The 12,220-nt window shown below is 37.0% G+C and carries 15 protein-coding genes; 13 read left to right on the top strand and 2 right to left on the bottom strand.

Annotated elements, in window-relative coordinates; translation table 11 throughout:
• The first annotated feature begins 130 nt into the window (after positions 1 to 130).
• From WMO38_RS14445 to WMO38_RS14405, 9 genes are all read left to right on the top strand, one after another.
• The gene (locus WMO38_RS14445) at positions 131 to 808 is read left to right on the top strand and encodes a hypothetical protein (protein WP_119218608.1); all 678 of its coding nucleotides are present in this window, start codon (positions 131 to 133) and stop codon (positions 806 to 808) included.
• Positions 808 to 1,413, top strand: coding sequence for a hypothetical protein (locus WMO38_RS14440; RefSeq protein WP_349163161.1), 606 nt, complete (start codon positions 808 to 810; stop codon positions 1,411 to 1,413). The genes WMO38_RS14445 and WMO38_RS14440 overlap by 1 nt, the downstream gene beginning before the upstream one ends.
• 169 nt (positions 1,414 to 1,582) lie before the next feature.
• The gene (locus tag WMO38_RS14435) at positions 1,583 to 1,972 is read left to right on the top strand and encodes a hypothetical protein (protein WP_252970361.1); all 390 of its coding nucleotides are present in this window, start codon (positions 1,583 to 1,585) and stop codon (positions 1,970 to 1,972) included.
• Between the two features lie 17 nt (positions 1,973 to 1,989).
• A complete protein-coding gene (locus WMO38_RS14430) occupies positions 1,990 to 2,640 on the top strand; it encodes a cell division protein ZapB (RefSeq protein ID WP_252970360.1) in 651 nt (216 codons plus the stop codon).
• A 168-nt stretch (positions 2,641 to 2,808) separates the two neighbouring features.
• On the top strand, positions 2,809 to 3,393 hold the full coding sequence (locus tag WMO38_RS14425; RefSeq protein ID WP_349163160.1) for a hypothetical protein: 585 nt from the start codon (positions 2,809 to 2,811) through the stop codon (positions 3,391 to 3,393).
• A gap of 204 nt (positions 3,394 to 3,597) precedes the next feature.
• Positions 3,598 to 4,203 carry a DUF4885 family protein gene (locus WMO38_RS14420; protein WP_349163159.1) on the top strand — a complete coding sequence of 202 codons (606 nt, stop codon included), beginning with the start codon at positions 3,598 to 3,600 and terminating at the stop codon, positions 4,201 to 4,203.
• 136 nt (positions 4,204 to 4,339) lie between these two features.
• Positions 4,340 to 4,966, top strand: a complete 627-nt coding sequence (locus tag WMO38_RS14415) for a DUF3879 family protein (protein ID WP_349163162.1) — start codon at positions 4,340 to 4,342, stop codon at positions 4,964 to 4,966.
• A 347-nt stretch (positions 4,967 to 5,313) separates the two neighbouring features.
• Positions 5,314 to 6,447 (top strand): hypothetical protein, encoded by a 1,134-nt coding sequence (locus WMO38_RS14410; protein ID WP_004844113.1) that lies wholly within the window; start codon positions 5,314 to 5,316, stop codon positions 6,445 to 6,447.
• Positions 6,440 to 6,808, top strand: a complete 369-nt coding sequence (locus WMO38_RS14405) for a hypothetical protein (RefSeq protein ID WP_004844112.1) — start codon at positions 6,440 to 6,442, stop codon at positions 6,806 to 6,808. The genes WMO38_RS14410 and WMO38_RS14405 overlap by 8 nt, the downstream gene beginning before the upstream one ends.
• A gap of 170 nt (positions 6,809 to 6,978) precedes the next feature.
• On the opposite strand, the gene WMO38_RS14400 is transcribed toward WMO38_RS14405, so the two are convergent.
• Positions 6,979 to 7,818 (bottom strand): helix-turn-helix domain-containing protein, encoded by an 840-nt coding sequence (locus tag WMO38_RS14400; protein WP_004844111.1) that lies wholly within the window; start codon positions 7,816 to 7,818, stop codon positions 6,979 to 6,981.
• A gap of 283 nt (positions 7,819 to 8,101) precedes the next feature.
• On the opposite strand from WMO38_RS14400, the gene WMO38_RS14395 reads away from it, so the two are divergent.
• The 4 genes from WMO38_RS14395 (at position 8,102) to WMO38_RS14380 (ending at position 11,135) form a co-directional block, all read left to right on the top strand.
• The gene (locus WMO38_RS14395; RefSeq protein WP_009244196.1) at positions 8,102 to 8,434 is read left to right on the top strand and encodes a hypothetical protein; all 333 of its coding nucleotides are present in this window, start codon (positions 8,102 to 8,104) and stop codon (positions 8,432 to 8,434) included.
• 131 nt (positions 8,435 to 8,565) lie between these two features.
• Positions 8,566 to 9,684 carry a replication initiation factor domain-containing protein gene (locus WMO38_RS14390; protein ID WP_242853877.1) on the top strand — a complete coding sequence of 373 codons (1,119 nt, stop codon included), beginning with the start codon at positions 8,566 to 8,568 and terminating at the stop codon, positions 9,682 to 9,684.
• Positions 9,629 to 9,862, top strand: a complete 234-nt coding sequence (locus WMO38_RS14385; protein WP_009244192.1) for a helix-turn-helix domain-containing protein — start codon at positions 9,629 to 9,631, stop codon at positions 9,860 to 9,862. The genes WMO38_RS14390 and WMO38_RS14385 overlap by 56 nt, the downstream gene beginning before the upstream one ends.
• 67 nt (positions 9,863 to 9,929) lie before the next feature.
• On the top strand, positions 9,930 to 11,135 hold the full coding sequence (locus WMO38_RS14380) for a tyrosine-type recombinase/integrase (protein ID WP_009244191.1): 1,206 nt from the start codon (positions 9,930 to 9,932) through the stop codon (positions 11,133 to 11,135).
• 465 nt (positions 11,136 to 11,600) lie between these two features.
• On the opposite strand, the gene WMO38_RS14375 is transcribed toward WMO38_RS14380, so the two are convergent.
• Positions 11,601 to 11,840, bottom strand: coding sequence for a DUF6061 family protein (locus WMO38_RS14375; protein WP_015567941.1), 240 nt, complete (start codon positions 11,838 to 11,840; stop codon positions 11,601 to 11,603).
• Positions 11,841 to 12,220: the final 380 nt, after the last annotated feature.

The following is a 12,220-nucleotide window of genomic DNA, read 5'->3' as shown; positions in this document are numbered from 1 at the left end:
ACAGGAAAGAAGCCGATTATTACGGTCGTGGAACAATGAAAGGCTGTTGTCAAAAGCGTCTAATGCTTATGAAGCAAATGCTATGACGGAAGCGGTTACGGATAGTGCTTTTAAGTAAGGAGAAAGAGATATGTCAATTACATTTTTAAGTCATCCTATTCATCTGCCGGATTTTTTCAAGTTTGATAGGGAATATTTGGGAAAACAGGAAAGCCAAAATGAAGACCAGAAAGTGTTTCATAAGGATATTTTAGAGGTTTCTCAATTATCGAAAAACAGGGAAAATTTAATGGATAAAATTAAGCATACAGTTGTGCATTCGGTTACATCGTTCAGCGATATGAGAGCCGGAATATTAAAAGAAATTAGGGAAGAAAAAGGGCAGTATGACTATACTGATGTTGTAAATGCCTGCGGATTGAGTTATGCAAGGCTTTATTCTGAAATTGAGGAACGTTATAAAAATGGAAATGAGCAGTATTATAAGTCAGCAGGTGGTACACCATGGACGAAAGAAGAAATTGAGTGGCTGGATATGCAATATGAGCAGGAAGTGGCATGGCAGAAATCCTGTGCCAGAATAGCAGCCCGGGGACAGGTCTTTCAGGGGAATATTCCTGAAGTGCCAACAAAAGAGATTGAAGAATTGGAGGACAGCTTTTATCAGGCGAAGGATGCCTACATCAAGTTATATCAAGAAAGCAAACAGACAGGTAAGTTTCTTGTTTTGCAAAATTATATGTTAGGTAGTAGCCGGATGTATGAGATGCTGAATAAATTAGGAAATTTACAGGAGAGGGTGGAATAATGCAGGTTAATTCGTCCAATGGTTCATTACAACAAAGGATTTTTTCAGGAACAGGAAGTATAGGCGGTGTCCATCTGCCCGATTTTAACGATAAGTATGTGTTTTCCAAAAAGAAAAGCGGTATTAGTGATGAAGAATACAGAAAACAGATTGTAGCGCAGGCTTATAAAGATTTTGAAAAGGGTACATTTCAAAATAAATCAGATGGCTTTAACAAATTGATGAAAAATTATACATTAGAAGTATCCCCGGATAGAAAGGGAATCATTACTTCTGGATTAAAAGCTGTTTCAAGAAATAGACATAATGTGTTAAAGCCGATAGATTTTGTCGCAACTCTGCTTGAGGGGAAAGTAAAGTATCAGAAACTGCCATCGGGCAATAGTGAGTACATAGAATTTTATGATAAGAATGGGGAGATGGTAGCAACTTATTCCAACAATGGATGGACAATGTATACCACGAATGCAGAGGCAGCGAGGCAAACAGAAATGTGCATGATTTATAATGAAGCATGGGGAAATGCAAAAAGAGGACTTCCGATAGTAGGAGGGGAATCCGTAAATGAAGAAAATTTGCAAAGCAGTTTTGATGTCAAAGCATAGTGAAAAATAGAGTAATGGAAATTATTGTGAACAGTGTTTCTCAGCTTAGTCGATGGAGAGAATATACGCAAATTTATTGTAAATGGTGTAACAATGTGATTATGGAAATTTCGCACTGCGTTTCAAGCCGGTTGATATTCAATTCACAAAACCGAATTGGGATAATATTATGACGAAACGTGATAAGCCTGCAATGTCGGAGGAAGAATTCGAGAAAGCTATAAAGGAACTTGCACAGAAGGAATTTGCCACCGGGAAGCGGGATGATGCGGCATACCGAAAATTATGTATGCAGCATGGTGAGACAGTTTCCCCGGACAGAAAAACCATCTATGAATCAAGCATGAGAAAGACAGGAGGAAAGATGAATGCGGCTTGTATGTTTTGGGACAACAATGGAAATAAAACGCTGTCTTACAATCCTGAATCAAGGAACTGGAAAGCCATAAGCACAGAGGAAGAATTTGCAAGGGCACGTGTATTTACATCTATCTATAATGATGAACTGGCACGACTGAAAAAGGAGTATGGAGAAAACGCAAAGGGAACCATATCATAACAATGGAGGATTCAAAAATGAGCATTAGTGGAATAGGACAGAATTATTATCATAATAATGTAGCAACAGTGAGAAACACCAAGAATGTAAACAGCACGGGAAAAAATGACGGATTTGCTGGCAAGGTCACAGAGAAAAATCCGGTTTCCCCAGAAGATATGACTTTAGAGGAATACAAGGCGTATTTTAATGAAAAGATGAATTCATTATATACACATCCATCGCAGCGGAATAGAAATGATATTATAGATATTACGGATGCCGCTTATAAAAGAATGCAGACTGATCCGGAATATGAGAAGAAAATATTAGACGCTTTAGCGAAGAATAAGGCAGTTAATTTTGGAAACTATATTCCACAAATATCATATATGCATATAGATGATACATGGGAAGGGTGTTACGGATATACTAAAGGAATGAAAGAGAACGATAGTTATACTAAGGGAATTTCTTCAAAACATGAAAATAATGTAAAAAAGAAAAATGAGAAAGATAGAAAAAAGCAGCTTTTAGAGGAATATATTGAGGAACAAATACAGGCTCGTAAGGACATACTGGAGTTTCGCAAAGAAGAGAATTTTAAGCATAAAGAGCAAAATATCGAACTTAATAAAAAGGCATTGGCGCTGAGGGCTTATAATCAGCAGATTTTAGAAGAGCATTAAGCAAGATATGAGTAGGATAATCTGTTTGTTGTTGAGTTCAAACGTAAAAAGACCAAATAACAGATAGTGTCTGTTGTCTGACTTTTTTGTGCCATTTTCTGCAAGGGGTATTGATGATATGTGCCAAATGTCTATATTGAAAACAAATTTTCAAGTGAGGTAATAGAGATGAATATATCAAATGCTATCAATACGGTAAGCGTATCTGGAAGTTTTAGCAGTAGTGCTAAAACTTCTGAAAAGAACAAGTGGCAATTAACAGATTCATTAAAAGAAAAAATTGTTGAATTGGCTAAGAAAAATGCGAAAAACAACATATATATGGGAAATGAGTTTATGAACTTGCGGAAAGCAGAGGTCGCTAAAGTGGCACCAAATCGGGCAGCACTGATAGGTAAGTTCAACCAATCAATGAGTTCTGGAAATATGGGTGATATGAAAGAAATACAAGAGGCAGACAAAAGATGGCTGTGTATTTTATTTGGGATACCATATGAGGCAGAGTTTCAGGGAGAGGGAACAGGATCAGCAGCTCATGTATATAACGAATGTGGTGAAGAAGTTCTGACATATACAGAGGGAGTAGGCTGGCAAGAAAAGGAAACAAAAGCAGAGTCACAGGTACATTCGGCGTTAAAATCGACATATTATGAGGCTTTTTGTGATGCAAGAAAAGCATTAAACAGTGAACAAAGAACTGGTGGTATGAATGAAAATATAATGTCACAAGGCAATTTTGATATGAAAGCGTAAAGAGCGTGCGATTAAAATAATGGTTTATAAATAGGAATAGAATTTTAGATGAAAAGCACAGTCCTGACGATGTTTTGGATATGGACACGGTTATTCCATTTATGGCGGTGGCTTGTGACAATCTCACTTCTTCATCACAGACATATTATATTCATGTTAATCGTGGAACTTGTGAGGGTACAATGTATTTTTCACTTTCGATGAATGAGAGAATTAAAACTGGACGGGGAGTGTTTTCTTTTAGCGGAACAGCATCTAATCCTGGAAATTCATTCTAAGTATTTTGATAAGAGTTCAGAGTATTACGAGGCGAATCTGACTGATACAGAGCGTAGGATTGCATATAATTATGAGATGCAGAATGCTTTAAATGTAGGTAATAATGGGAAAAATCTCTATAAACATATCTATTATTGCTCAACACAGGATGGCTGTGAGAGTTCTCAAGTAACAGAGGAATCAAAGATGAAATACGAAGCATATCATCAGGTTTATAGTTATACAGGATATGAATTAGACAAACTTGAGGAAAAAAATGGGACATATTATACGGAGTCGGGAGAGAATATATTAGACTTAGTGGATAGCGCAGTTGAAAGTTCCGGAAAAGTTCCGAAAGAGTTTAAGCAGCAAATGAAGAATTGGATACATGACCTGGTTTCAACGATATCGACCAGAGGATGGAACAATGTGCCAGATATGACTTTAAGCATTTTATATGGAAAGAGCGGTTTAAAGGACATGAACCAGCTGATTACATACCAGTATGAAGCTGATCGTATGAACAGACAATGGTATTCTGTGCTTTAGAAATATGCTAAAAACAAAAATACTTAATAAAGTGGGTTCCTTTATTTCTTGGAGATTTATGACGATATATACCATATAACATTGAGTTAATTCTAAACGGATTTAGAATGTATTTACACGGAGGTTTTATATGTCAATGAATATCAGCGGATTAGGCAATACCTATAATGGCATCAACACAAATAGTAAACAATATAAGGCTTTGAAAGAAAAAGGCTGGTTATCTGGTATTATGCAAAATGAAGCCATGATGTCACCAGAAGAAAGAATGATATATGAAACATTCGGTGGAAGAGATACCATTATTAAGAATCTGATGAAGCAATTTGATTCGGATGGCGATTTACTGAATGCAAATGGAGTGGCGGGAATGGATGTTACCGGAAAAGGTACATCATGGCAGCAGCTCACGAGTGTATCCGAGGAATATCGTCAAAAGATGTTTGATAATGTGAAGAGGGAATTTATTAAGGAAAACGGTATTTCAAATGGTGATACAACTAAGCGTTCAGATATTTTTAAGGATTATCAGTTAAGCGTAAGTAAAGACAAACGTTTAAGTGGTACATGGACTTTAGAGCAATACGAAGGACAGTATAGAGCTGCTATGTATGCAGCAGTGAAATCGGCTAATCCAAATTGGAAGCCGGGACAAAAGTTTGATACAAGCATTCTTGATAACGTTACAAGAGAATCAGTGGAATCTACGCTTGTCAAAAATGGTAATAGGTTAGTTCGCAATTCTATTGATGTATCAGTATAGAATACAACATCTTTGGTGCTAGAGATACGGTCAAATAAGCTGCTCCATCATGGGAAAAGTATAAAATAAGGAGGGATTATCGAACTGGTTTATATTGTGTTACAAAGTGTTGTAAAGCCCGGAATTACAGGCTTTTTTAAAATTGACTTACATATAAAGTGTTATATTTATTTATCCTGATTTGACCGAAATTTGCCCCGAGATTCTTTGTTTGGATTTGTTTGAAAATAGTTTGATAAAAATAAAATAGAATGAAATATTTGAAATAAACATAAAAAAATATAGACAAAATAGGGAATAAGATATAATATTAAAGTAAATATATAATCTAAGGAGGAAGGATATTTATGAGAAAAATTTTTAAACGATTTGCTTCACTTTTGACAATCTTTATATTGACTATTATGTCAATAGTTCCTGTCCATGCATCGGAGAATACTTCTGTTGTAAATGTTACGGATGATTTGGCGATACAGATGGCAGAACGTTTTGCAAAGGGAATAGGAGAAAATAGCAATATTGTTGCTAATAATCCGAGAAAATTTTATGATACAACAGGTCAAGCTATTGGATATATTGTAAATTACAATTTAGAAAACAAACCATATGGATATGTAGTTTTTGATACTACGTGTGAATCTTTGATATCAGAATACTCATTTGGTAATAATTCAGCAAATCCATATGAGGTGATTTATCAAAGTGAAGCAAATGTATTTAGTGAAAAAGCAAATACCTCTGAAATATATAAAATAGCTCCGTTTGAATATGGTATTGTTGATAATTTGGGAAAGATTAGAACGAATTATGGTGAAACATTAGAAAAAACAGTACTGTCCTTGAATGAGAGTAGGGGAAAAGACCCAGCTACTTGGGATGAGGTTTTGCTAGATATTGATGAAGTTTATGAAAACTACACGCTTGTTTCAACAAATCATCTTCAAGAATTTATTTCCTTTAATGAGCCGTATATAGAAAGTGTAACAGGACATTATGCATGTGCAGTTAGTGCATTATTAGCATGTGGTGCATATTATAATGCTGTTGATTATACAGATATTGCAGGTGATTATATGGATATTTGGGATTCAACAGGAACGACAGTTTCATCGGAGAGTGGAGGAATAACATATGGTTCAACAACTATTGGCAATATTGGACCTGGATTTGTGGACTTTTGTGCTGGAAAGAATGTTTCTGTAACACAAAATACTGACTATAGTCCCAATTATAATTTTTTCACTAATTGCATTGATAGAGGAGATATAGCAGTTGTCCATTGTGGTATAATTAGCAGTGATACTGGAGAACGTGCGGGGCATTCAATGGCAGCAGAGGGATATGCAACTTTGCGAGCATATAATTCTGGAAATACAGTACATACATTGATGGTATTTGATGGATGGGGGGATACAGTACGTTATTTGAATTTTGATTTTGATAGTTGGACAGACATATCGGGGACTACATTTAATGGATAAGAAACGATTGATTTTGTTAATCATACTTTTGCTTGCAATAGTATTAATTGTGCTTGGCGTAAAAGGAAATGTTTTTAAGGAGAATCGTCAAAATATGGAGTTGCGTTCTAGTGGAGATGATAATTCTCATTGGTTTCATTTGAGTGGGGTTGTTGTAGAGAAAACTTTTGATACACTTTTAATAGAACTAAATGAGAAGGAAGAAAGTAGTCTATTTTTTGATACGACAAAAGTTAGTTTAGATTGTACTAAGTGTAAAGGTGATCTAGAACAAGTATCAGAAGGAAATGTTATTAAATTTTATTTTTTTAAGTATAATATTGATGGTGAAACGGTAAAAATTGAAAGAATAGTAAGATAAAAGTATAAGTAAGAGTTCTGCTATCAGAACATTATTATTAGTGAGGTAAAGGAACAAGGCGAAGCCGAGACGCCGTAGGGCAGTCCTTTACGGAACGGACACAGCCAATACCATCATGATACATAAGAGGACTTGAAAGGTCACAAACCTTGCAAGTCCTCTTGTTTATCTTATGGGTTACTTCTGTCGGATTGCATTTTCCAATAGACCGCTTCTTTCGTGGCTTCTCGGAAAAAGCTATCCTGTCTGGTATATGACAGATGTTCATTCTGGATATAAGCGTCTGATTCGCAATCATATTCGTAAGGGATTACCTGTGCTGTTCCCTGTTTTTCATCAATTCCATAGATAATTACTTTGGAATCTCTCAATGCCAGTCCGAGTGTCAGAAAGCCGGAAGTGAAATAATTGTTGTTGTGTGGAGCGGTTATGCTTTTCAGTGCATGAAAGAAGTCTGCTACTTCCTCAGTCTGTCCATTCTCAAAAGCCGGAATGATATGTAAGGTGTTGTTTGCCTTATCTGCATATGCCCGGCAGACCAGAACGGAAGAATCCGCTTTTTGTATGATACCGTCAAAATAATCGCCGGAGTATGCAGTTGGCTGATAGAAAATGGCGGTTTCTTTTGTTGTAAGGTTATGATAAGTCAGAAAGCCGTTTACAAGCCGGACAATCTCGATATCATCCCCGTAGGTAAATCCGTTCTGCTCTAAAAGAGAATAGAAAGTTCTGGTAAATTCTTCCGGCAGTTCAATCCCCAGTTTTTCTGTGATAAGCATATCTACATATTCTTTAAATGAACCATACAGAAGTTCATTCAGCGTCATATTGCCCAACGTGGCAATCTGCTTCAAGCGTTTCTCATTGGGAAGATTCACACCCTTTTCCCAACTGTTTACAGAGCCTTTCGGGGCATTATCTATGATTTCCCCAAACTTCTGCATACTGTAACCGTATTTCTTGCGTATCTGTAAAATTCGTTTTCCTACTGCTTCTTTATTCACAAACATATGCACACCTCGTTTCTGTTTTCATCATAACACAAGATAAGGATAAATGTAAGGGTAAAATTATAATAAGTTATAAAAAGATATAGTTAAGCGTTTGAAATACAAAAATAAAAAGTAAGGGAAAAAGTAAAATAATTGTTGACAAGAAGAAAAAACAGGTCTATGATGAGGTTAAGAGGTAAGGAGAAAAGTAATGAAATAAATATAGACGTGGATATGAAAAGGACTTGTCACACTTACCAGACACTCATTCACCATGATTTCAAAAAAGGAGAAATGTAGCATGCAGATTACATTGACAAAAGAACAGGTCAGAGAAGCGTTCGGGGAACTCCGTTACATGGGAGCAGACTACTGCTACAAGTATGATAAGGAAACCCGGAAGAAAACCGAGGAAGTGGAAGCATTGAAACTTCACCTCGGAAGCATGAAACTTGGAAACAGCGTAGATATCCGTCTGGAAGCAACAGAACTTCCAAAGGTAGAGCCTTACACAGTGGTAGAACTAGAAGAAGCGGTATATGCCCCTTATGTGCAGAGAGGAAACTTCCCGGTATTGGTGGACAGAATCTCCTGCAAGGGTATCCGTGTTGTTACCGGAAAAGGAAACGTGTAGAGACTGTTCCCGGAAATTCTCTGCGGACTGCTCCGTACAGCGTGAAAGGAGCAAAGGGAGTAGAGAAGTTCCGGGAACGTGGCGAAAGCCACGGCATACTACGAAAGGCAGGGATGATGATAACAGAGGTAATGAAAATTTCAGAACCCCCCTATACTAACAGGGGGGTAACTCGTCAGAAAGAAGATTTGACAGCACTGATTGACTGGTGTCAGATTACTGTCAAAGGTGTAGACGTGTTCATAATCATAGAAGATATCTTGCGGATTCCACTGAGTTTTATGGAACTGCATGGTAAGGAAAAAGGAATTGCTGGACACGAACTGATAGCAAGATTTGACAATATCAAGATTCTGAAACCGACAGGAAATGCACAGTATGAGGGATTTCAGATTCTTATGAGTGGTTCGGGGTGCAGGAATTATGAAAATTTCCTTATGATGAATAAGGAAACATGGTTTGATTTTCTGGAAAGAGTTTGCAGATACCCGGTGAATTTTCCGAGGATAGACTTGGCAATCGACGATACAAAGCCTTATCTGTCTATCCCGGAATTGATTCGTCTGAAAAACGAGGGGCTGATATCTAGTCAGTTGCGTGATACAGCAGAGAATCGTTCTGATAGACTGAAAGAGGATGAAATAGAAGCGCAGGGAAAAACACTATATCTCGGCAGTAAACACAGTGATTTTCGGATTACATTCTATGAAAAGGGATATGAACAGGCAGAAAAGTTCGGAAAAGAACTCAACCCGGACTGGAACAGATATGAACTTCGATTCCGGCACAAAAAAGCGGTCAGATTAGTAGAAGAACTTCTGAAAGACAGGGATGTGGCACGGATTGCGTTGTCTGTATTAAACGAGAAAGTGCGGTTTTTACAGAAGCCGGAAAACAGCACGGTTACAAGAAAACGGCTTTATCCTACTTATCCCCCGTGGGAAGAACTCATGCAGGATGTAGGGAAGATAAAGTTGACCATGAATCCAGAGAAAAAGACACTGGAACGAACATGGCAGTGGCTGAACGTAGCAGTTTCGCCCTCTTTAAAGCTAATGGATAAAATCGGAAAACTGGATAACAGAGATTATATCCGCCAGCTAATAGAACGGGGGCAGATGAACGAAGAACAACAACGCATATATGAGGACTATAAAAAATCTTTCCTTTTGAGGGAAGAAGAAAGGAGAATCTTTGACAGAACATACACAGAAAACGATACAGACAAAGAAAGCCCTTACAGTGAATGAAGCGTCAGAGTATACGGGAATTGGAAGAAATAATCTGCGAAAGCTGATTACATGGCAGAAGATTCCGGTCATAAGGATTGGAAATAAGATTCTTATACGCTCTGAGGTTTTAGACCAGTTTTTGAAGAAAAACGAAGGGCATAATCTGAAAAATAAATATGAAGTAATTGCAGTATAAACACAAATAAGCATATAATACTGTCAGACCAGTTCTGATAGTCCTTGCACGGAAAGGAGCGTGCAGATTGGGCAAGGACTTAAAAGGAAATCCATTACCGCCGGGAATTATGCAGAGAAAAAGCGGAATTTACAGAGGGCGGTTTTATTACAAAGGAGAAACGTATACAAAAGATAATGCGGACTTAAAAAAGTTAGTTCAAGAAATGGAAGATTTACGCTATGAAGTCAAGCATGGGTTGAAAGGAAAGGGCGATAATATCACTCTGGATACATGGTTTGATATCTGGCTGAATACCCATAAGAAGCGGACTATCAAGGAGAGTACACAAGTACGTTATGATGATTTTTACAGACGTTACATAAAGAAGCAGATAGGAAAACAACGTGTGGCAGATTTTAATCCGATTATTTTGGAACGTCTGCTTCAGAATATGGCAGATGATGATTACAGCACAAAGACTATACGGGATGTGTATAATATTCTCAATGCTATGTTCAAATATGCAGTGCATAACAGGATTCTTACATTCAACCCATGTGCAGGAGTGGAAGTTCCCAAAACAAAGACAAAACAGATACGGGTACTGACTGTGAAAGAACAACGGGAAGTATTGGAACACGCAAAGGAGAGAATACACGAGAATCTCATACAGGTAGCACTCGGAACGGGAATGCGTGGCGGAGAACTGCTTGGGCTTACATGGGATGATGTAGATTTTCGGAAACGGGAAATTTCTGTAAATAAAACGTTGGTGTATATCAAAGATAAGGAAACAAAGAAGTATGTATTCAAGTACCAGACACCAAAGACAAAGAACAGTATACGGACGATTCCCATGCAGGACAGTGTGTATAAGGCTTTAAAACGTCAGTGGATTCAGTTGAAAGAAATGCAGTTGTCAGCTAGTGAATGGCAACCATTAGAGGGATTTGAAAATCTTGTGTTTGTTGGAAAGAACGGAAAACCGATTACAGAACACACCTTTCAAGTGACGTTAGACTGGATAGAAAAATCTATCAATAAGGAACGAAAAAAGCAGGCAGAGAAAAACAAGACAGTGTTTATACCGATTCCGCATTTTTATCCACATGCACTTCGTCATACTTTTGCAACGCGTTGTTTTGAAGCCGGGATTGACGCAAAGGTAGTACAAGGATTCCTCGGACATTATTCCATAGCAATCACACTGGATTTGTATACGCACGTCACAGATGATAAAGCAAAATCGGAAATGGATAAATTACAGAATTTGTATAAGGAAATCATATAATCAGAACAAGAATAAGAAAGAGAATAGAAAAGGTGCAACATTTCTTTAGAAAATTATTTGACCGAGATTTGACCGAAGCGGATTTTGCAACAAGTACAGAACAGCGAAAACCCGCTAACCACAAGGGCTAACGGGCTTCGTTGTTTTATAGTTATCTAAAGGAATGAGCTTTAGATAATATCACAAGGGAAAAGTTTTCAAAAACTTCTGGTAACTCTTTGAAATACATATCATATCAATAGATACGATAATATAAATTATGTTTGTATTTGTTGATAACAGGTTTATATCGGAAAAATTGTAAATTTATTTTCTATGTGAATTTTCATTTTTGTAGGGCTGGCATTAGACCAGCCCTTGATTTCATTATAATAGATAAAAAGATATTGAATATATATGCACGGTAAAAAGACGATTCTCAATAAATGAGATTGGGAAAAAGTAACCTTAGTGCTGTTGAAAAAATCACCATAGTTCTAATGAATCTTCTGCATCTACCCATATCTGCATTGTTCCATCAAGATATAATTTTGCATATTCAAGCGGTTTATCAATGGCAAATGCGTTCAATGCACAGTCTGATCCGGGTGTGGTTTTTAAATCCTTTTCGGCTTCCCAACAGTCAATGCGGAGCATATAACCAGCAGAAGTATAAATATCAATGCTGTTTCTGTGTGGATTGTATTCTGCAAATATTGTTCTCATCGTATAGAATCTCCTTATCATTCAATCAGTCATTTGTTACAAAAATCAGAAGCATTTCAATCAGTTCACCATGTCACTTTTATTTTGTGTTATACTGTTTTATAGATTTTTCTTGCCCTTGTATTTGCCCTTATCAGAGTTCGTAAACACTGACGGGACGATATAACACAAGGGAAACAATAAGGGAAAGCTCACCTGCGATAAATCCAGTGTTTTCAAGGGCTTGCAGAGAATTTAATAACAAAATATAACAGTTATTAAATTCCCTAAAACAGGTGAAATCTCAATCGGAATTTGAAAGGATGATGATATGATGGATAAATTAAAAAAGAACATGGTTTTCTACCTACTGTTGCTGATAGATTTTTATATCGTTCCTT

It is taken from the genome of Lachnospira hominis (ex Hitch et al. 2025), assembly GCF_040096395.1.
In the GTDB taxonomy this organism is placed as follows: domain Bacteria; phylum Bacillota; class Clostridia; order Lachnospirales; family Lachnospiraceae; genus Lachnospira; species Lachnospira hominis.
The sequence above is the reverse complement of the archived record's forward strand: the minus strand, read 5'-3'. Positions and strand labels throughout refer to the sequence as shown.

Bases quoted from the DNA above. Each gene is read 5' to 3' on its own strand.
- WMO38_RS14415 (WP_349163162.1), top strand. From the start codon at position 4,340: ATGAATATCAGCGGATTAGGCAATACCTATAATGGCATCAACACAAAT.
- WMO38_RS14390 (WP_242853877.1), top strand. From the start codon at position 8,566: ATGAAAATTTCAGAACCCCCCTATACTAACAGGGGGGTAACTCGTCAG.
- WMO38_RS14440 (WP_349163161.1), top strand. From the start codon at position 808: ATGCAGGTTAATTCGTCCAATGGTTCATTACAACAAAGGATTTTTTCA.
- WMO38_RS14420 (WP_349163159.1), top strand. From the start codon at position 3,598: ATGAGAGAATTAAAACTGGACGGGGAGTGTTTTCTTTTAGCGGAACAG.
- WMO38_RS14400 (WP_004844111.1), bottom strand. From the start codon at position 7,818: ATGTTTGTGAATAAAGAAGCAGTAGGAAAACGAATTTTACAGATACGC.
- WMO38_RS14375 (WP_015567941.1), bottom strand. From the start codon at position 11,840: ATGAGAACAATATTTGCAGAATACAATCCACACAGAAACAGCATTGAT.
- WMO38_RS14405 (WP_004844112.1), top strand. From the start codon at position 6,440: ATGGATAAGAAACGATTGATTTTGTTAATCATACTTTTGCTTGCAATA.
- WMO38_RS14395 (WP_009244196.1), top strand. From the start codon at position 8,102: ATGCAGATTACATTGACAAAAGAACAGGTCAGAGAAGCGTTCGGGGAA.
- WMO38_RS14410 (WP_004844113.1), top strand. From the start codon at position 5,314: ATGAGAAAAATTTTTAAACGATTTGCTTCACTTTTGACAATCTTTATA.
- WMO38_RS14445 (WP_119218608.1), top strand. From the start codon at position 131: ATGTCAATTACATTTTTAAGTCATCCTATTCATCTGCCGGATTTTTTC.
- WMO38_RS14425 (WP_349163160.1), top strand. From the start codon at position 2,809: ATGAATATATCAAATGCTATCAATACGGTAAGCGTATCTGGAAGTTTT.
- WMO38_RS14435 (WP_252970361.1), top strand. From the start codon at position 1,583: ATGACGAAACGTGATAAGCCTGCAATGTCGGAGGAAGAATTCGAGAAA.
- WMO38_RS14430 (WP_252970360.1), top strand. From the start codon at position 1,990: ATGAGCATTAGTGGAATAGGACAGAATTATTATCATAATAATGTAGCA.